The sequence below is a fragment of the Porphyromonas sp. COT-290 OH3588 genome (assembly GCF_000769075.1).
Classification (GTDB): Bacteria; Bacteroidota; Bacteroidia; order Bacteroidales; family Porphyromonadaceae; genus Porphyromonas.
The window spans coordinates 369,247-389,121 of sequence record NZ_JRFC01000014.1 but is presented as its reverse complement, the minus strand read 5'-3'; the positions used below and the strand labels follow the sequence as shown (position 1 = coordinate 389,121).

General features: G+C 51.7%; 19 protein-coding genes and 1 tRNA gene. 9 read left to right on the top strand and 11 right to left on the bottom strand.

The features are described 5' to 3' along the window. Positions 1–21: 21 nt before the first annotated feature. The 3 genes from recO to HQ48_RS03415 all read left to right on the top strand — a co-directional run bounded on the left by recO (position 22) and on the right by HQ48_RS03415 (position 2,170). Positions 22–774 (top strand): DNA repair protein RecO, encoded by a 753-nt coding sequence (gene recO, locus HQ48_RS03425; RefSeq protein ID WP_044189408.1) that lies wholly within the window; start codon positions 22–24, stop codon positions 772–774. A 95-nt stretch (positions 775–869) separates the two neighbouring features. Next, entirely contained in the window at positions 870–1,547 is a 678-nt protein-coding gene (locus HQ48_RS03420; protein WP_044231682.1) for a redox-sensing transcriptional repressor Rex, read from the top strand. Next, positions 1,544–2,170, top strand: coding sequence for a fumarylacetoacetate hydrolase family protein (locus tag HQ48_RS03415; RefSeq protein ID WP_044189404.1), 627 nt, complete (start codon positions 1,544–1,546; stop codon positions 2,168–2,170). The genes HQ48_RS03420 and HQ48_RS03415 overlap by 4 nt, the downstream gene beginning before the upstream one ends. Positions 2,171–2,262: 92 nt before the next feature. Here the strand turns inward: HQ48_RS03415 and HQ48_RS03410 are convergent, their stop codons facing one another. From HQ48_RS03410 to HQ48_RS03400, 3 genes are all read right to left on the bottom strand, one after another. Then, positions 2,263–4,956 (bottom strand): transglutaminase family protein, encoded by a 2,694-nt coding sequence (locus HQ48_RS03410; RefSeq protein ID WP_044231680.1) that lies wholly within the window; start codon positions 4,954–4,956, stop codon positions 2,263–2,265. A gap of 174 nt (positions 4,957–5,130) precedes the next feature. Continuing rightward, positions 5,131–5,877, bottom strand: coding sequence for a copper homeostasis protein CutC (locus HQ48_RS03405; RefSeq protein ID WP_044231678.1), 747 nt, complete (start codon positions 5,875–5,877; stop codon positions 5,131–5,133). Between the two features lie 5 nt (positions 5,878–5,882). Further along, the gene (locus HQ48_RS03400; RefSeq protein ID WP_044231677.1) at positions 5,883–7,214 is read right to left on the bottom strand and encodes an alpha-L-fucosidase; all 1,332 of its coding nucleotides are present in this window, start codon (positions 7,212–7,214) and stop codon (positions 5,883–5,885) included. Between the two features lie 854 nt (positions 7,215–8,068). Here HQ48_RS03400 and HQ48_RS03395 point away from each other — a divergent pair. Further along, positions 8,069–8,539, top strand: coding sequence for a GNAT family N-acetyltransferase (locus tag HQ48_RS03395; RefSeq protein ID WP_044231676.1), 471 nt, complete (start codon positions 8,069–8,071; stop codon positions 8,537–8,539). Between the two features lie 129 nt (positions 8,540–8,668). On the opposite strand, the gene HQ48_RS03390 is transcribed toward HQ48_RS03395, so the two are convergent. Beyond that, a complete protein-coding gene (locus tag HQ48_RS03390) occupies positions 8,669–9,133 on the bottom strand; it encodes a type I restriction enzyme HsdR N-terminal domain-containing protein (protein WP_044189390.1) in 465 nt (154 codons plus the stop codon). An 88-nt stretch (positions 9,134–9,221) separates the two neighbouring features. On the opposite strand from HQ48_RS03390, the gene holA reads away from it, so the two are divergent. From holA to HQ48_RS03365, 5 genes are all read left to right on the top strand, one after another. Beyond that, positions 9,222–10,226, top strand: coding sequence for a DNA polymerase III subunit delta (gene holA, locus HQ48_RS03385; protein WP_044231674.1), 1,005 nt, complete (start codon positions 9,222–9,224; stop codon positions 10,224–10,226). Between the two features lie 146 nt (positions 10,227–10,372). Continuing rightward, complete coding sequence (locus HQ48_RS03380) at positions 10,373–10,591, top strand: hypothetical protein (protein ID WP_044231672.1); 219 nt, start codon at positions 10,373–10,375, stop codon at positions 10,589–10,591. Between the two features lie 326 nt (positions 10,592–10,917). Continuing rightward, positions 10,918–10,990: transfer RNA gene (locus HQ48_RS03375), tRNA-Gly, on the top strand. Positions 10,991–11,031: 41 nt separating this feature from the next. Continuing rightward, entirely contained in the window at positions 11,032–11,679 is a 648-nt protein-coding gene (locus HQ48_RS03370; RefSeq protein ID WP_044189371.1) for a MarC family protein, read from the top strand. Positions 11,680–11,761: 82 nt separating this feature from the next. Continuing rightward, complete coding sequence (locus tag HQ48_RS03365; protein WP_044231670.1) at positions 11,762–12,322, top strand: HD domain-containing protein; 561 nt, start codon at positions 11,762–11,764, stop codon at positions 12,320–12,322. Here the strand turns inward: HQ48_RS03365 and HQ48_RS03360 are convergent. The 7 genes from HQ48_RS03360 to pflB all read right to left on the bottom strand — a co-directional run bounded on the left by HQ48_RS03360 (position 12,293) and on the right by pflB (position 19,727). Beyond that, a complete protein-coding gene (locus HQ48_RS03360; RefSeq protein ID WP_044231668.1) occupies positions 12,293–13,183 on the bottom strand; it encodes a hypothetical protein in 891 nt (296 codons plus the stop codon). The two genes, HQ48_RS03365 and HQ48_RS03360, sit on opposite strands and share 30 nt — an antisense overlap. Before the next feature lie 3 nt (positions 13,184–13,186). Further along, positions 13,187–13,723, bottom strand: a complete 537-nt coding sequence (locus tag HQ48_RS03355) for an NUDIX domain-containing protein (protein ID WP_044231667.1) — start codon at positions 13,721–13,723, stop codon at positions 13,187–13,189. Between the two features lie 109 nt (positions 13,724–13,832). Beyond that, the gene (locus tag HQ48_RS03350) at positions 13,833–14,798 is read right to left on the bottom strand and encodes an ROK family protein (protein WP_044231664.1); all 966 of its coding nucleotides are present in this window, start codon (positions 14,796–14,798) and stop codon (positions 13,833–13,835) included. A 338-nt stretch (positions 14,799–15,136) separates the two neighbouring features. Continuing rightward, the gene (locus HQ48_RS03345) at positions 15,137–16,012 is read right to left on the bottom strand and encodes a pirin family protein (RefSeq protein ID WP_044231985.1); all 876 of its coding nucleotides are present in this window, start codon (positions 16,010–16,012) and stop codon (positions 15,137–15,139) included. 137 nt (positions 16,013–16,149) lie between these two features. Next, entirely contained in the window at positions 16,150–16,749 is a 600-nt protein-coding gene (locus HQ48_RS03340) for a Crp/Fnr family transcriptional regulator (RefSeq protein WP_044231663.1), read from the bottom strand. Between the two features lie 5 nt (positions 16,750–16,754). Then, positions 16,755–17,483 (bottom strand): pyruvate formate-lyase-activating protein, encoded by a 729-nt coding sequence (pflA, locus tag HQ48_RS03335; protein ID WP_044231662.1) that lies wholly within the window; start codon positions 17,481–17,483, stop codon positions 16,755–16,757. A gap of 12 nt (positions 17,484–17,495) precedes the next feature. Beyond that, a complete protein-coding gene (gene pflB, locus HQ48_RS03330) occupies positions 17,496–19,727 on the bottom strand; it encodes a formate C-acetyltransferase (protein WP_044189353.1) in 2,232 nt (743 codons plus the stop codon). Positions 19,728–19,875 lie beyond the last annotated feature (148 nt).

The following is a 19,875-nucleotide window of genomic DNA, read 5'->3' as shown; positions in this document are numbered from 1 at the left end:
GCTCATCTGACACGAGCGATTGTGTTTATCCAAACGCCAGCTATTGTCCTGCATAGTACGGCCTACAACGACCGTTACATCATTGCACATCTCTACACCCGTGAGCATGGGCGGCTCAACGTACTTGTCCCACGTGGTGGAAGATCTCGATCTCGACATCACTTGTTGCTGACGCCTCTAGCGGAGATAGAGCTCACGGCAGAGCTCAAACCTAGGCGAGATCTGGCCTTGCTCAAAGAGGCGAAAATCCTATCCGCCCACCATACTATTCAGACACACCCAGCCAAGTGTAGCCAAGCTATTTTCCTCAGTGAGCTACTCTATCGTGTACTCAGCCTGCCCGAGGCTGACCATGCCCTCTATGACTATATCTCTTCTGCCATGCAAATTTTTGAGGTAATACAGAGAGGAGTGGCCAATTTCTACCTTTGCTTTACGTATCATCTGCTACATTTCCTAGCCGTAGCTCCCGAGATTCAGCGTCAGGACAGGTCTGCTCCTGCTCTGTGGTTTGACCTAGCGGAGGCTTGCTTCACGCCAAGACCACGCTCAGTCCAGTATGCACTAGCCCCACACGAGGCCGTACACCTTAGGCTCTTTGCTCGTATCCGCTTCGACAATCTATCGGCTTTTAGGTACAATCGCCACGATCGAGCGATTATTCTAGATCGTTTGATGCTCTTCTATCGTTTGCATCTGCCTGCTTTCTCCCCACTGCGCTCTATCGAAATCCTACGTTCGGCGACTTCTGTACGCTCGAATTCGGCTAATTGATCTGGCCGAAACAGCATTTTACATCTAGAAAATGATTGCATTTAGCTTCAGACATTATAACTTTGTGGAATTAAATAGCTAATTCTTTCTAGAGAATGCCCGGACGTAAGAAACAAAATAAAACCATTACGCTCATTCCTGAGCCTTCACTTAGGCGTTTGCCTTGGTATTTGTCCCACGTTAAACTCCTTCATGCCGACGGACAGCGCTCCGTATCCTCCACCGCCATAGCCAAAGGTGTGGGAGTAGATGCCTCACTTGTAGCCAAAGATTTGTCTTACGTTACCCTGCAGGGGCGTACACGTGTCGGCTACAAAACACAGGAGGTGATCCAAGCCCTAGAGGAGTTCCTCGGCTTCACGGCTACGCATCGTGCCTACCTTTTTGGCGTTGGTAGCCTAGGAGGCTCCCTGCTATCGGATAGGGGGCTACGCCAGTTTGGCTTAGAGATTGTAGCTGGCTTCGACATTGATCCCGAGATTGTGGGGCATAATATCGGAGAAATCCCCGTCTATCATATTGACGAATTGCGAGAGCGTATGCAGGACGACGACGTGCATATAGCTATCTTGACTGTGCCGATTAAGCAAGCTCAGCCCATGTGCGACCAGCTCGTAGAGGCTGGATTCGAGGCGGTATGGAACTTCACGCCCGTACGTATCCGAGTGCCTGAAGGGGTTGTCGTGCAGAATACCTCAATGTATGCACACCTAGCCCTCATCTTCACACGCATGAGGCTGCAAGCCCATGCAACTAGTCAGCAGGTGGAATGAAGATACTAGCCGTCGGCTTCAACTATCCCACCCATCAAGATGAGGCGCCCAGCTTGCTCAACCGAACCTATGCTGAGCAGGAACCCATTATTTTTCACAAAGGGGATTCGATTCTTCGCCCCGGCGCTCCTTTCTTCCTGCCCGATTGGTCTAATCAGATCGACTACGAAGTGGAGATTGTCGTGCATATTACCCGTGTGGGTAAGCATATCGCCGAGCGATTTGCGCATCGCTATTACGATGAGGTCAGTGTAGGCATAGACTTCACGGCCAGAGATCTGCAGAGAGAGGCTATTGCTCATGGGCGTCCGTGGTCCATGGCTAAGGCTTTCGATGGGTCCGCCGCCATCGGCACTTGGATCAATAAAGCAGAGTTGGGTTACCCAGCCGAACCGATGACCTTTTCCCTAGAGGTAGATGGCGCCCTTCGGCAACAAGGGTCGTCCGAGCAGATGCTACACAGCATTGATAAGCTAATTGCCTACATCAGTCGCTACCATACGCTCAAAATGGGTGATATCATCTTCACTGGAACTCCAGCAGGCGTGGGGCAATGTCAGATTGGTCAGAGGCTTGATGCCTATCTATGTGGTCGCCATCTGCTACACGTCCCAATCAAATAATTTATTGAACCATTGACTACCTAAAAGCATTAGGTCCAGTTGAGTTTATTCAGCTGGACCTAATGCTTTTATTTCATCTGATGCGTATCCGATTAAGGCACGGCGCACGTGCGTGTCGGAGTCGGACAGCGGTCTGCCTCTAGAGCGGTGATCACGCTACGGAGCTGGCGACCTAGGCCGATCGTATAGCCTTGAGAGATGAAGACCACACGATTGAAAGTGTCCGCAATCACAAAGATTGGTAGATCACTTGTCTTGAGCTTCATATTCGCTCTGAGTTCGGCCAAGAGTTTGTCGTCTATATCCACCCCGAGAGTTGCTGTCTTGGGTAGTGCTTTGAAGTCCTCGGCTCGGTAGCGGCTACGGCTAACTTCGTCCGAGAAGACCAAAAGCATCTTCTGTCCCCAGCTCTCCAACAGTTCTCGCTCTGCCATAATATCTCGTAGAGCATGATTGGTGGGCTCTTGCCCTGCTCCTAGTACCCCGAGTATGTAGTAGCCACGCCCAGTAGTCGAGAGGATTGACTTAGTCTGTCCCGTAGCCCCAGCTACAGCCTCCGTGGTGGCGAGCTGGTGTGCATCGCCAAGATGCTTATAGAGGTTCTCCGAGTTGAAGCTACCTAGTACGGCTACGGCTGTTGTGTCACGGCGCATTGTAAGCTGGGCGTCCGTTGTCTGCCCAGACTCAATCGTATAAGTCTTCATATCCACCAACACACTACCATTGGCAAGACGTGATCCCGAAACCAAAAGATACTGTCCTTCGTCCATCGGAGCTCCGTTCTTAAACGTGCCAGCCCAGTTACTTCCCTGCTCCAGACCATTATCTCCCTCGTCGTAGTTGAGTAGACTTAGGCGTCCGTCGGAGCCAAACTTGGAGATAGAGAAGTGGTAGTAATACTTCGGGTTATCAACGATCCCATTATCCTCGTAGCTCAAGCGAAGCGCACCCTCGCGTGCTGCTGGCTTGCTCGAAGCCTTAGCAAGCGAAACATCCTGCCATCTATCCTCTGTGTAGCACTGCACCTTACCCGTAACACCATCAATACGCGCAGGCCAGCCCATTGAGCGGGCGAGGGCAACGAAGAAAATACCAAGCGAATGAGCATCGGCACGACGGCTCACCCAGACACCTCTAGGCTGAATGGGGTACGCCAACGGATTGTAGCCACTAACATCTTGAATGTGCTCTAGACACCACTGGCGGATCTGCTCGGGCGACTGTTTGAATCGGAGTTGGAGGGACAGAGGGATCTGCTCTTGGAAGTAATGTTTGTAGGGAGTAATCATCTCATTGGCGACTCTAGGGTTGTAGATGTACGCCATCTGCAGCTCGTCCTGCCCACGATAGGTAGGTTGAATCTGCGTATGATCAAGATGATCTTGAAGAGTGGCTAGCTCAACGTCCCTAAGGTCTTTGGCAGATATGGCACGTAGCAGCGCAATTGCCTTGGTGCGATCTTTAGCTGCCTCTACGAAGGTTTTGAGTGTCTGCCAGTTGCCTCGAGCATCTAACCCCTCGAGCTGCTTGTCTAGGAATGTAGATACGTAGGCATTGCGGATCGAATCCTCCTGAGCCATACGGCGGTTATTCTCCACTCTCTGTGCTTCTGTCACTTCGGGATAGCGAGCGTCCTCTCGTGGAGGTGTCACTGTGAGCTGCATCTCTAGCTTATCGCTAGGTTGATGCTTGAGCACGAGGCGAAGCGTCTTATCCTGCCCGAAGCTGACCTGCCCCATACCATAGCGATAACCAGAGCCCTCTGGCTTGCTCGCATAGATGAGCATATCGCCTCGCCCAGCCGTGAGAGAGGTGCGTCCCCTTTTGTCAGTTCGCTTAGTCGCTACGGAGTAGAACTCGCCGTAGTTGTAGACCTTAAACTCTACCAAGACATCTGACTGAGGTCTGCCTGCCTCGTCTACGACCTCGACCTCTATGGGGCTCGTGTGGGCATAGTTGCCGATGACGTTGATCTCGGTATAAGTGGGGGTTCGGCTCATCACGTCCTCTGGCCCATCATAGTGGCCGAAAACCTTGGTGTGTACCAGCATAGCACGGGATACTGGAGCATTGAACCACCCGAGGTCGAGCACGGGCTCTGGCTCACAGGCTCCGAGGAAGTGCCATCTGCCATCGACCCAAGCCTCGACCCAAGCGTGGTTGTCGTCGGTGTGAGCCCAGCGTGGGGTATAGACCTGTCGGGCTGGGATACCAACGGCTCGCAGGGCAGCTACCAGCAGTGTAGACTCCTCCCCACAGCGGCCGTATGCTGTGCGTATCGTAGCCAGAGGCGAAGAGGTACGAGAGTCGCTCGGTGTGTAGACAACGTGCTCGTGGCACCAGTGATTGACCTCTAGCACAGCATCGTAGAGCGAAAGCCCCTTGACACGATCTTTGAGTGCATCGTAGAAAACCATACGTGCCGAGTCGAGCGTTTCGTTATTGACACGTACGGGTAGGACGAAGTGTCGCCATTCTCGATCAGGGATTTTACTTCCCCAAGGCATTTCTTGGCGTGCTTGGAGAGAGGAGCGTACATGCCTTAAGTAGAATTCGCCTGAGTAATCAATTAGATCGTTGGCTGGCATATAGGCGTAGAGGAATGCCATTGCCTCACGCTCCTGCTCGCTCATTGGGGTTTTGAAGATGCGGAATAGATCTCCCTCGGGGAAGATCTGTTGTTTACGCTCTAGCGGTGTGAGGGACTTACCTTGAGGAGCCGCCTCTCCCGAAGCCATACCCAATAACCCAAGCGCAAGCGCAAAAGATAAGATTCGTGTTACCATTGTTATTCGATTTTGTCAATGATGTTTCATTAAGGAGTTTAGGTGATTAGTTGTACCAATAATCAGACCCTAGCTTATAGCGACGCAGCATGCTACAAGATATTCGTTGGTTATAGGTAATCTACAAGGTTGTTCAGTCTATACAGAATACTTACTCTAAGACCTGCCAACCCGCTATATCCCTGCTAGGGCCTCGACGGCTGCACGGATCTTGGCGGGGTCGGTGAGCTCACGGCGGTATTCGTCTATCGTCACTGTGCCGCCCATCGAAACGCCTTCTTGGCGGTAACGCATCGGGCTGTCTTCACCGCTACGACCAGAGAAATGAAATTCCTGCGCTCCAGTCCTGCGTGCTAGCTCTGCCACATTGGACGGATTGACGCCACTACCCGGCATCACGATGATACGCCCACGAGCCTGTGCTACCAAGCGAGCTATCTCGTCAGCTCCGTCCATGGCTGTGGCTGCACCTCCAGAAGTGAGCACACGTGTACAGCCCAGCTCTATGATGTCCTCCAAGGCCTTACTCCTATCACGGCACATATCTATCGCTCGGTGGAAGGTTACGGGTAGCCCCCCCGCAGCCTTGATGAGCTGGCGCATCGTAGCCTTGTCCACATCACCCTCTGCCGTTAGGCAACCGACCACTATGCCGTCTACCCCGAGCGAGCGAGCCATCTCGATGTCGTAGAGCATCGTCTTGACTTCTAGAGGCGTGTAGAGGAAGTCCCCACCACGGGGGCGAATGATGACGTTGAGCTTGATGTCTATGAGTGCGCGTGTCGCCCGAATCTCTCCGTACGAGGGGGTTGTCCCCCCCTCGGGCATACCTGCACATAGCTCCACCCGATAGGCACCGCCAAGCGCAGCACGACGAGCACTTTCGGCGCAGTTAGCACAATTCTCTATCCGGTACTCCATACTTGCTACTTGAGTGTTACCTCTACGACATAGTCAATCGGATTGGCCTCTGAGGGCGCCTTGTCAAAAGTAAGTGTTAGCCCGGCCTTCGTCTGCTGGAAAGGTACGGGGCGGCCACTATCGAAAACCTTGACGCTACGCACACGCTCTACCAGAGGGAGGGAGAGCATACGGCTCCGCCAGTCGAGGATATGTAGGTAGAGCGTCTTGCCACGTTGCGTCGTCACGCCCCACTCCTGTGGAGGGATAATTCCCCCGCGCACGCCGTCCTTGACTGTCTTGCCGTAGATCTGCATCCACTTGCCTATTTTGGAGAGCCGATCCAGAGCCAAGCTAGGGAGTACACCCGATGCCTCGGGGCCTATGTTGAGTAGGAGGTTGGCATTGCGCCCTGCCGTCTGCACGAGCAGGCGGATAAGTGTACTGTCGGACTTATAGTTCTGGTCAATAATCTTGTACCCCCACATGCCATTCATCGTTTGGCAGGTTTCGAGAGGCAGATGGCTGATGTCTTGCCCCGATAGGCCTGCTGTATTAGCGCCCGGTACATCTCGCTCAAACATCTGGAAGTCTTCGCCCTCAAAAGGTGTCTGATGATGATTGTTCCCCACGAGGCAGCTGGGCTTGATCTGATGAATGTTGTGGTACATACGCCCAAAGTTCCAATCGAAGTCGGGGTGAATATCATGGTCCCACCAGCCGTCTAGCCAGATGGCGTCGGCGTCGTAGTCCCGCACGAGCTCGGTGAGCTGATTGTTCATAAAGTCGTCGTAGTCCTGCCACTTGCCTTGCCCCGTGCGTCCTGTGCCTCGGCCCGTGCGTCCTAGAGGGTAATAGTCCTCTCTGTGCCAGTCGAGCAGAGAGTAGTAGATGTGGAAGCCGAGCCCCTGCTTGTGACACTCGTCCCGTAGCTCGGCCAGTACATCACGGCCAAAGGGGGTCGCCTTGACGATGTTGTAGTCGCTGTACTTGGTATCCCAGAGCGAGAAGCTGTCATGGTGGCGTGAGGTAATGGTCAGATAGCCTGCTCCCGAGGCTTTGATTGCGGCTACCCACTCGGCAGCGTTGAACTTAGCGGGATAGAACCCTGCCGCAGACTTAGCATACTCCAGATGATTGATGTTGGCATTGGTCATATACCACTCGCCTTGGGCAAACATGCTATACAAGCCCCAGTGTAGGAAGATGCCGAAGCCTTTATCCCTAAACTGTTCACGAGCTTGCAGATTGTCGGTAGTAGGCTGATAGCCCTGTTGAGCCTCTAGCTGTGGCGTAGCAGAGAGGAGCCCTACAGCCACGGAGGCTATACGCAGGGCGGAGGTCAATACGCTTTTCATGCTTTACACAAATTAGTAGCTAATAGTCGATCTAGTTATTTACGTTGTCCCTCAAAGATAGCCAATTCTCTGTGCAAAATGGCTCATTTGAGCAAGCTCTGTGCTGTAAGCTACCAGCAAGTGTACACTTCTAGGCCTCTAGCCTCTATCTATCGCTCCCTTTGGCAGGTCTTAGCAGAGCAAATGTCGCAAGTAACCTGAGTAGATTGCATTTGACGATAGGCGATGGAGATTTATAATTTAGTGCAGGTTTCAGAATGTTGATGGGAAGATGTGTATAAACAGTGGATAATTTGTTTATATCACGTATTTACCCCCTAGGAGCCTCTAGACGAGGTTTGCCCTCTTTGGGGTACTTTACCCCTAGGCGAACGAAAATAATTGTCTAAAACAGGCTGTTTGTAATGTATTGATAATCAGATTTGTATTTTGTTTTTGTGACCGATTTTCTCTCAGAGAAGCCAAACTATTAGGTTTTCTTCCCATCAATCTCTGCGGATTAGTGGGCACATCACCGAGGATTAGTCCTACAATCCGAAAGAACGTTCCCATCAATTTATTGCTTGGAACTAATAGCTTCTCCCAAAATGCTCCTTTGGTTTCCCCAATTTAGGCTCAATCCGTTTATGTATTTTAACATAAAAAGCGAAAAACTGATTTTGCTTTCGATTGATGTGTCGGGACGCTACGTGCGCATTATCACGCAATAGACAGAGCGGAGTGTGTAATGCAAGAGATTTTGAGCCAAGCACGCTATATTGCTGTACATAGAAGAGAACAAGCTAATTTTATATACCGAAAACGATCGAATAGGGAAATTTCTAAACCTAATTGAATAAGCATAGAGGGGGTATATGGATTATAGAATAAGAGCATTAAAGCCAACTGAGGTCAGTGTACTCGATACATTTTTGTACGAGGCTATCTTTATTCCAGAAGGAGTTGAAGCACCATCAAAGGATATCATCAAGCACCCTGATCTACAAATGTACATCTCGGATTTTGGCAAGAAAACCGATGTGTGCTATGTCGTAGAAGTAGATGGGGATATAGTAGGGGCAGTGTGGACTCGCATTATGAATGATTACGGCCATGTCGATGATGAAACACCATCACTTTCGATTTCTCTTCTCAGAGAGTACAGAAATTTGGGTATCGGCACAGAACTTATGAGGCAAATGCTCTCGGCATTGAGAGAGCATGGGTATAAGCAAGTTTCATTATCAGTCCAAAAGATGAACTATGCGGTGCGTATGTATCAGAAAGTCGGCTTTGAGGTTGTTCATGAGCATCAAGAAGACTACATCATGATTTGTAAACTTTGAGATACTGCCACTCCCAGTTTGCAGCACTACAAGTCTGACAGCCATGGCAGATGAAAGGAGTAATAAATTGAGATTTGCAGAGAGCAGGGCACGGATCTCATAGCGTTGTACAGGGTGATTCGCCCTCGACTATGCTTGCTTTGGTGCCAAGGCCAAGTAGTGGGGGATCTCCTCTAGCTGCTTGTAGCTCATTTGAGTATAGTCTATTTGATAGGCGACATGCTCCAGCCCGTTGCTCAGGACGAGGTAGGGGACACGGAAGTGATAGTTGTACCGGACTATTTGCTCTAGTACAGCCTCGCTGAGCCTAATAGACGGAGCCTTGTACTCGATAAGCATCTGGGCTCGGAGGGTGCGATCGTAGAGGACCGTATCGCTGCGCTTCTTTAGGGAACCGAGTTGTAGAGGAACTTCGTTCATCATTAGTTCTCTAGGATAGCCAAGATGATCGGTAAGGTAATGCACGAAGTGTTGGCGTACCCATTCCTCTGGTGTGAGGCGTACGAATCTCTGGCGTAGATCGTCGAAGACATAGTACTTGTCTGAGTCTTGCTTGAGCCGAATGGCATAGGGGGGTAGGTTGAGTCTAATCATCTATCTTTGTCCTAGAGTTATGCGGGCGTAGCCTAAGCGAAAGTACAGATTTCTGCCCGATTAAGTCCAAATATGCGAGTTTCTCAAGATGCCGACCTACGAAGATATTGTACGCAAAATCAAGAAAAAGAGCCTTGCCTCCGCCTATATGCTCTGGGGTGAGGAGCCTCTCTTCATTGATAAATTAGCCGAGGTTTTTGCCTCGGAGCTGATCCCCGAAGATGAGCGGGACTTCAATCTATCGGTTCTCTACGGGCACGATGTCGCAGCCAAGGATATTATCTCCGAGGTCATGCGCTTTCCGCTAATGGGGCAGAAGCATCTCGTGCTGGTGCGGGAGGCTCAGATGATCAAGGATCTAGAGCAAGTAGCCCCCTATATCCCGAGTCTGCCCGATACGACCTGCCTAGTACTCTGCTACAAAAAGAAGGCGGACAAGCGCCGTGCGCTCTACAAGGCCTTAGAGGCCATTGATGGGCTCTACGAGAGCAGCAAGATCTACGACTCCAAGATCCCGGATTTCATCATCAAATCGTTCTCTGCCGTGGGGCTCAATATAGAGCCTCGCACGGCCTATATCATGGCAGACCATACGGGTAATGATCTAGAAAAGATACTCTCGGAGGTGGATAAGCTCTCTATTGCCCTAAGTGGGGCGTCCAGCAGGTTGGTCACGCCAGAACTCATAGAGCGGCACATCGGTATCAGTAAGGAATACAATAATTTTGAACTCCTGCGTGCAGTCGTTGAGCGAGATGCTGCCAAGGCCTTCAAGGTCGCTTATTATTTTGCGGCTAATGAGAAAAACTACCCAATTCAGACGACACTCCCAGTCCTATTCAACTATTTCTCGACGCTTATGGCTGTGTACTATCTGCCGCAGATCAATGAGCGGAGTGTCGGGGAGTTACTCAAAGTGGGGAGCTTCCAAGTACGAGATTATCTTACCGGGGCTAGGCTCTATTCTTCGGGGGCAGTCTTCGAGATTATCCGTCGGATTCGTCTGGCCGATGCTGCAAGCAAGGGGGTAGATGCCTCGCTCTCTAGTGGGGAGATCCTCAAGGAGTTGCTCGGGTTCATTTTCTCTCGCTGAGCGCTAGGGGAGAGGGTGTGCTGGGGCGATGTCGGTAGAGGTAAAAAACACGCATATAAGTCGGGTGGAAATTTTGCGATATCAGAAACTTACCTTACCTTTGCGCCGTTTTAGAAGTTGAATTCAAACATTAAAAATCAATTACAATGAAGAAATTTGTATCACTCTGCGCTTTCGTTGCTGCTCTTTCTTTCGTTTCTTGCGGTAACAAGACTAACGAAAATGCTTCTGCAGACTCTCTGAAGAACGAAGCTATCGAAGCAGTAGAAGCAGTAGTAGAAAAGGCTGAAGCTGTTGCTGACTCTACAGCAGCTGCTGCAGACTCTATGGCTACTGAGATCGTAGAGAAGGTAGAAAACCTTTAGTAGACCGCACCTCCTCTGCCGTATCGGTAGGGAGAGGCTGCCCAAGCAAGGAGCCTTGAGCTCCCTGCCTAGTACACATCGGAGGGGGTGTGTCAGACTTTATTTTTGGCACGGCCCCCTTTTAAGGTGTTTTATAATGCGCAAACAGTTGTGTTGCTCGTGCATTATGAAACGCCTTTCTCTTTTTATCCGTGGGCGGTATCCAGAGGTCGTGTCGGATCTGTGAGGTAATCTGCAAAAAGGTTTTGTGATTTTGTCGGATTTATCTACTTTTGTTGCCAAGGAAATAGATGGCCTTTTTAGGAACAAGTCATCTGCCTTTACAAGCGGTAGTAGCTCAGTTGGTAGAGCATCGGCTTCCCAAGCCGAGGGTCACGAGTTCGAGTCTCGCCTACCGCTCTTTTTGTACCTAGAAGTTCAAATAGATCGATCGAATCCTTATGTCGTTTTTCTCCAACATTACCCATGAGCTATCGCTGTTTAGCATCAGCGAAATCATCAAAGCATTTGCGCCTCTTTTTGTGACGATCGATATCCTAGGTGCGATTCCGATCGTACTGTCGCTCAAGGATAGAGGTCAGAAGTTTAGTGCAGCGCAAGTTGGTATCTATTCTTGCTTGGTGTTGCTGTGCTTTCTAATTATTGGTGAGCCTCTGCTCGACAAGCTAGGTGTAGACATCTCTTCCTTTGGTGTAGCGGGGGGGATTATCCTCTTTGTGATGGCTGCCGAGATGGTCTTCGGCATACAGATTTTTCGCGAGGATGGTCCTACGGCTAATGCGACATTTATTCCTTTAGTCTTCCCCCTTTTTGCAGGAGCTGCCGCCTTCACGACTATCCTTACCCTACAAGGGCAGGGCATCGCGATGATCAATGTCGCTATGAGCGTTATCCTCAATATGATTGTCGTCTATCTTGGGCTTAGGTTCGTAGACCCTATTGAGCGTATGCTCGGTAAGAATGGGGCGTATATCCTGCGTAAATTCTTCGGGGTGATCCTGCTGGCAATCTCGGTGAAGTTCATCGCCAATAGCTTGATTGCCGTCATCGCCACGGTCCGTACGGGAGTTGAGGCTGCCATGCAGTAGAGATTCGATTGTGAAATATTCGCTAGGCTATTGGGTAGTGTCCTGCTCCTCGATAGCCTAGTTTTTTAGTTTAGCTTTTGGTATGATTGACCCAATAGAGATTATCCAGCGATACTATTCGCCCAGTAGCGAGGCCTATCGGATTCTTGTGGCACATAGCCAAGACGTGTGCCAGATGGCGACCGAGATCGTGCAGGCTCATGCCGAGCTTGGTGCAGATCTACAGTTCGTCCAAGAGGCGGCTATGCTCCACGATATCGGGATTTATCTCACCGATGCCTCTGGTATCGACTGTCATGGAGATGAACCCTATATCAGACATGGCTATCTCGGGGCAGAGCTACTGCGTAGCCTAGGCTATCCGAGGCATGCTCTGGTCGCCGAGCGGCATACGGGCTCGGGGCTGACAATGCAGGAGATCAGACAACGTGGGATTGATTTGCCAGAGGGGATCTATGCCCCCCAGAGCGTCGAGGAGCGCATCGTGTGCTATGCCGACAAGTTTTTCTCCAAAACCAAGCTCAGCAAGCGCAAGAGTTTAGAGGCCGTTCGTCGCTCTCTACTCAAGCATGGCGAGCAGGCGGTCATCCGCTTTGATGCCCTGCATCAAGAGTTAGGTCTGGGGACGGAAACGAGCCAATAGATAGGTCAAGATGATATTCTGCCAAATGATGTAGCAGGCGATGGCTACGGGCGAGAGGGGCAGTAGGAATAGCGACGCTAACCACAGGGATAGCGTCGTGTTTTTTTGTCCGAGAGCGTGGCGGATAGCATGCTGCTCCGCTCCGAGCCTAGAGGCGAGTGTATGCCCGATGAAGTATTGAGCCAAGCAGGCGATTAGGCTGATGCCAGCAAGTAGGGCGATCTCCCGCCACGTCCAGCCAGAGTGCTGACGCATAAACTCGGCCGTGTGCGCCATGAGTAGAAGCAGAGAGAGTAGCCAGATGAAGAAGGGTAAGCCTTTGAACCGAGAGATGCGCTCGGCTATAGGGTGGTGTAGCCATAGCAATCCCCATGCGAGGACAATCGCTGGCACGATGAGTGGAGTGATACTCCAGAAGATCTTCGAGGCTTGTGTGATGAAGGGGACATCTGCCCCAGCATCACCCACCAAGGGCAAGACTGCAGGGGCAACGAACATAATCATCGTGTGGCTCAGCAGGACGTAGGTAGTCGTGTAGCCAGCTTGCCCACCGAGGAGCATCACGATGGTAGGTGCAGCCGTTGCAGCAGGAGTCAAGAATAGTAGTAGGGCGGACTGGGCGGCGAGTGTGCCGAGAGGCAGGAAGCAGAAGTAGGCTATGCCTGCCAGCAGGAGCTGAATGAGCAAGAGTACCCCATGCGAAGCCTGCAAGCGCAAGTCCCTAGGTCGCACACGTAGGAATGTGAGGAAGAGCATTCCCGAGATGGTGTAGGGAATGAGCGGAGCGAGAGGAGCCAGCCACCGACTCAGGACAATACCAGCGAGTAGTACCAGCAGAGGAATCAGGTCTTTGACCCTCATAGATTAGTCTTTGGGGAGGTAATGCTCTACCGAAGCGATGAACTGCTTGATGGATGAAAGGCCGAACTCATCGGAGTGGATTTGGCAGAGTGGACGGATTACAAGCTCTGCTGCATCGTCCGCCGCTACTGCTCCATCGAAGCTATCTACTCGCACGAGGAAGAATAGGTCGGAAGTATAGACCGTAACTCCAGAGTAAGGGTAGATATTGGGTAGTGACATTAGATAGGTTATGTCTTGGGCATCAAGTCCCGTTTCTTCTTTGATCTCACGGATGACGGCAGCCTCCGCTGTTTCGAGAGGATCGACAAATCCGCCTGGTAGATCAAGCGTTCCTTTGGCAGGCTCGAAGGCACGACGCACGAATAGGCCGTTGTCGTGTCGGTCGAGTATCAGGCAAGCCACAGCGGAGGCGACATTGGCATAGTAGGTCAGCCCACACTGGGCGCAACTCTTGGCTCGCTCGCCGTGATCGGCGAAGCCCTCTGCCCCACAGCGAGGACAGAACTTGAAGCTATGTAAAGGATTCTCTGCTAACATAACGCTTAACGAGGAAAATAGGTGATGAAAAACAGACAGAGGCTGCGCCGAGGGTTTTACCTCGATGCAGCCTCCGCTCTATATATTTAGTTGTTTAGGTCTATCGCGCCTATGCGATAGGCTTAGCTTCCCAACCAAGAGCACTGGCTCCTAGTACGGCTGCATCGCTTTCCTTGAGCTGAGAGAAGAGTAGCTTCGTCTTGCCCTTGTAGATGTTGAGCAGGTTCTTCTCCATGTGGTGTCTGATGGGGTTCATCAGCAGATCGCCAGACTTGGTCAGACCACCGAAGAGAATTATCGCCTCTGGGCTGGAGAACGTAACGAAGTCGGCGAATGCCTCCCCAAGGATAGCACCAGTAGCTTCGAAGATCTCTAGGGCTAGCTTATCTCCCTTGATCGCCGCATCGAATACGTCCTTAGAGGTAATCGTGTCGATGTCTACAGAGCGCATCAAGCTGTCTTCGGAACGAATGCTTAGATATTCACGAGCTGTGCGTGCTACTCCAGTGGCAGATGTGTAGGTCTCTAGGCAACCTTGACGACCGCAACCGCAGATACGTCCGTTGCGACGCACGATCATGTGACCAAGTTCGCCAGCGAAGCCGTCGTGTCCGTACACGAGCTGACCGCCTACTACGATGCCACTACCTACGCCAGTGCCGAGCGTGATCACGATGAAGTCCTTCATGCCACGAGCTGCACCGTAGGTCATTTCTCCGATGGCGGCTGCATTGGCGTCGTTGGTTAGTGCTACGGGGATGCCCATACGGTCTTGGATCATCTGTGCTAGAGGAATCTTTCCTTTCCAAGGTAGGTTGGGGGCAAATTCGATCGAGCCAGTGAAGTAGTTGCCGTTTGGTGCTCCTACACCGATGCCTCGTATCATCTCCTTACCACCTACCTGCTCAATGAGCATGTTCAGACCAACCTCGAGATCGTTTAGGTATAGTTCAATGTCGTTATGCGTACCTGTTTTGATCGATGCGTTCACAACCACGTTGCCTCGTGCATCTACAATACCGAAGACCGTATTGGTGCCTCCGAGGTCTACGCCTATTACGTAGGGCTTCTCCATAAGAGTAGAGCTTATTCGTTTGTAGTTAGTTAATAATTTATATCTCTGTGGCAAAGATAATGTCTTTTTTCAGAATGTAATGCTTTTTACTTCTTCCAAAATGCATTAAATCCCCATAGAGTTTTAGAAATCTTTGCCCCGATACTTAATTTCGAGGGTTGCATAGCAGGCTTTTGTCTGGCTTGTGGATCAATGCTTTGGCCTACGAATACTCGATCTATATTCATAGAGTAAAGGCGTGCTGTGGCTCATCACAACACGCCTTGCTCAATAATGTTCACTTCTTTGTCCTCGCTCCCGAGGCTTTGGGTGGGCTAAACGAGTGCTTGCGCTTTGGGTTAATCCTCCAGATACCCAAATTTCCCTAGGTTGTAGTCTATGAAAGCTTGTTTGATTTCCCCCGGAGTATTCATCACGAATGGGCCATAGGCTGCGATCGGTTCGTTGATCGGTTCGCCGCTGAGGACAAGTGCTACCGCATGCTCCCCAAGGGCTTGAATGCTGAACGACTCTCCCTCGTTGGCGAACTTGACCAGATGATCGGTCGCTACCTCCGTACCATTGACGAGTACTTGACCAGAGATGACGAGTACCAGTGTATTGTAGTGAGCAGGGAAGGAGAATTCGGCTTTGGCTCCGTCGAAGAGCTTTGCATTCATCATGTGGATTGGCGAATGTGTCTTGGCCGGTCCTTGAACCTCCCCATACTGCCCAGCGATCACTTCAATGAAGCTCTTGCCGTCGTCTAGTTCCTGCCGTCCCATATCTGCGTTGGCAATAGCCTGATAGGCGGGTGGATTCATCTTATCTTTGGCAGGGAGGTTTGTCCAGAGCTGAACCATTTGGAAGGCTCCCCCCTGCCTGCACCACTGGCGCTCGTAGTACTCTTTGTGTAGTACTCCGGAGGCAGCCGTCATCCACTGCACATCGCCAGTTCCGATGATACCGCCACCGCCACCGCTGTCGTGATGCTCTACCTTGCCTTCATAGGCGATGGTCACCGTCTCGAACCCACGATGCGGATGAACGCCCACGCCTCGAGGCACTTCGTGAGGCTCGACTTGCATCAGCGCATTGTAGTCTAGCATGATGAAAGGGTCCATCTCCTTCATACTTAGCCCCGGCAAGCTGGGGATCAAGTTGTGTACCTTGAAGCCGTCCCCTACCCAGTGGGATTCTTGAGGAGCAGCCACGAACTGAATTTTCTTAGTCATTGCTTCATTAATTATATCGTTTGATGATACAAAGGTACGGCCATTGCTAGCCCTGTGCATTGACCTATGGTAAGAACGAAGATGAAAGCCTAAGAAATGAAAGAGGGCATTGCCAACGGCAATGCCCTCTTTCATAATTATCGTTTGAAGTTTTTGTCGGCTAAAGCCTTCCTTACTCGGCTGAGGCTCTCTGGGGTAATGCCAAGGTATGATGCGATCATGAGCTGTGGCACACGGAGCATCATCTCGGGGTAATCGCGTACGAAAGTCATATACCGATCCTCGGCGGAGCTCGACTGTAGCTGGGTGATACGCTTGTGCTGATGCATGATGTGCTGATAGAGAAGCCGACTGTGTAGATCGGAGAAGTGAGGCAGGCGCTTAGCTAGCTCTGCGAGAGCCTCCTCGCTGATGAGGAGTACATCTGTCGGCTCAATGGCTTGAATGAAGTAGGACGAGGGAGCGTTGAAGTGAACCGCCTCGATATTGTCGAGGAAAGCCCCTTCGGCAGCAAAGAATAAGATGTGTTCCTTGCCCTTGGGGTCGATTGAGTACTGACGTACCAGCCCTCGCTCGATGAAAAAAGTATGGCGGCACCGCTGCCCATGGGTCAGGAGGAAGTCGCCTTTGGCTAGCTGCTTGCGTGTACAAGCTGCTCGTACGAGCTCTAGCTCGATGTCCTCCAAGACGATGTCTGGATTGATGGACGAGGTAATAGGTGTGAAGAACTGATTCATAGCGCCTACTGTGTCCAGACGGTACGGAAGTAAGGCGAGAGGATAGCTACGGCTCGGTCTACCTCCTCGGGCGTAGGCTCGTGAATGGCCTCTAGGGCATAGGGCTGGCCGAGAGTTTCGTATTTGTGTTTGCCGTAGGTATGGTAGGGGAGGATCTCTAGGCGCTCGATATTGGCAAATCCGCCGAAGTGTTTGCCCAAAGCGTGTAGATCCTCCTCGGCATCGCTATAGCCCGGCACGAGTACGTAGCGCAGGCGAACGGGCTTGCCCATCTCGGCGAGGATCTGCGCCGTCTCGAGCGTGCGCTTATTGTCGAGCATCGTCAGGAGCTTGTGTCGCTCGGGGTTGATCTGTTTGCAGTCCAGTAGGACTAGATCCACTAGCTCCCACAGCTCTCGGACGTGCTGATTGTGAATACTCCCATTCGTGTCCAGACAGATATGGATACCTGCGGCCTTGAGGTCGTGGCAGAGCGGGATGAGCTCTTTGGCCTGCACGGTCGGTTCCCCCCCGCTGAAGGTAATACCGCCTCGCTTGCCGAAAAAAGGCTTCTCATTGATCGCGCGGCGTAGCACCTCACTGGGCTCTACGAGTTTGCCGTCCTGACCGATTGGGATCGTGTCGGGGTTGGCGCAATAGAGGCAGCGAAAATTGCAGCCCTGTAGGAAAACGACGAGCCGGATACCCGGCCCGTCGAAAGTTCCCAAGGATTCGAATGAATGTATTCGAAGCATTGTCTGTGGTGATTATCTGATTCTCTTGTGGAATGAGCGAGAGATCACCTCGAGCTGATGCTCACGGCTGAGCTTGATGAAGTTCACCGCATAGCCCGACACACGGATCGTCAGCTGTGGGTAGTTCTCTGGGTGCTCCATAGCGTCCTCGAGCATCTCACGGTTGAGCACATTGACGTTGAGGTGGTGTGCACCCTTAGTAAAGTAACCGTCCATCATAGCGATAAGGTTCTCTACCTGCTCTTCCTTATTAGACCCTAGAGAGTGTGGAATGATGCTGAAGGTATTGCTGATGCCGTCCTCTGCGTCTGCGTAGTCGAGCTTGGCCACTGAGCTGAGTGAGGCGATCGCTCCGTGGTTGTCACGGCCGTGCATGGGGTTCGCTCCGGGAGCGAAGGCCGTACCAGCCTCACGTCCGTCTGGCGTAGCACCAGTGTTCTTACCATACATCACGTTGGAGGTAATGGTCAGCACCGATAGCGTAGGCTCTGCGCCCTTGTATATAGGTAGATCACGTAGCATACGAGAGAAGAGGCTCGTCAGCTCGGTGGCGATGCTGTCTACACGGTCGTCGTCGTTGCCATAGCAAGGGAATTCGCCCTCGATGGTGAAGCCCTCGGTCAGTCCCTTCTCGTTGCGCTTAGGCATTACCTTGGCATACTTAATGGCGGAGAGTGAGTCGGCTGCGATGGATAGACCTGCTACACCGTAGGCTAGGTTGATGCGTGGGTTCGTGTCGATGAAAGCCATCTGAGCACGTTCGTAGTAGTACTTGTCGTGCATGTAGTGTATGATGTTCATCGACTCGTTGTAGATGCGTGCTACCTCCTTGAGCACTACGAGGTAGTTGGCCCATACTTCGTCGAAGTTGAGTACATCGCCCTTGAGCTCTGGGATATTCTCGAGCATCACCGTGCCAGTAGCCTCGCAGCGTCCGCCGTTGATCGCCAACAGGAGAGCCTTGGCTAGGTTCGTACGTGCCCCGAAGAACTGGATATGCTTACCGATGTCTTGGAAGGACACACAGCAGGCAATCCCGTAGTCGTCCGAGTGGCGTGTAGAGCGCATCAGATCGTCATTCTCATACTGGATAGAAGACGTGTCGATAGATACCTGAGCGGCGAACTGCTTGAAGCCCTCCGGTAGACTTGGCGACCAGAGCAGCGTGATGTTGGGCTCTGGGCTTGGGCCGAGGTTGTAGAGTGTATTGAGGAAGCGGAAGCTCGTCTTGGTTACCTTGTGACGACCGTCGAAGAGGCGACCACCGATAGACTCCGTTACCCATGTTGGGTCGCCAGCGAAGATCTCGTTGTAGGCATTCATGCGTAGGTGGCGTACCATACGTAGCTTGATGACGAACTGGTCGATGAGCTCCTGCGCCAGCTCTTCGCTTAGGCCGTTGTGCTCCTGATCGTACTGGATATAGATGTCTAGGAACCCAGACACGTTACCTAGCGACATAGCAGCGCCGTCCTGATCCTTGACGGCAGCTAGATAAGCGAAGTATACCCACTGTACAGCCTCTTGAGCTGTGTAGGCAGGGCGGCGAACATCGAAGCCGTGATCCGCAGCCATCTGTACAATCTCGTGAAGTGCCTTGATCTGCTCGGCTACCTCCTCACGCAGACGAATGCGCTCCTCGGTCATAGGGCCAAGTAGAGCGGCTAGGTCTGCCTTCTTCCATGCGATCAGACGGTCGGCACCATAGAGGGCAAGACGGCGGTAGTCGCCGATGATGCGACCACGGGCATAGTTGTCTGGTAGCCCCGTGAGGAAGCTCAAGGAGCGGAACTTGCGGATCTCGTCCGTGTACACATCAAACACCCCATCGTTGTGCGTCTTGCGGTAGTTGGTGAAGATATCCGTTACACGAGGGTCTACTTCGAGGCCATTCTCGTGTACAGCTTTCTCCACCACCTTGTAGCCACCGAAGGGCTTCATCGCACGGCGAAGCACCTCGTCGGTCTGTAGACCTACGATTACCTCATTATCCTTGTCGATGTAGCCGGGGGCAAAGGCTGTGATGCCAGAGATGGTTTTGGTGTCGATAGAGCGAACGCCATTGTTGTCACGCTCCTCTTTGAGTGCTTCTAGACAGAGGTCCCAGATCTTACGAGTCTTCTCGGTTGGGCCGCATAGGAAGCTCGCATCGCCATCGTAGGGCGTAATGTTGAGTGCGATGAAGTCACGGACATTGAGTTCGTGCTCCCAAGCACCACGTTTGAAGTTCGGTTGTTGTTGCATTACAGCATTTTTTGATGAATGACGAGTTAAATACACGGCGACCGACCACACCTAACCTAATGTTCGCCAAGAGCTATAGCTTCAGCGTGTCCTCGTAGAGTGAGGTTTTGATCTGGTGGCTGCCGTTCTCTTTGCGTAGCAAAATTAA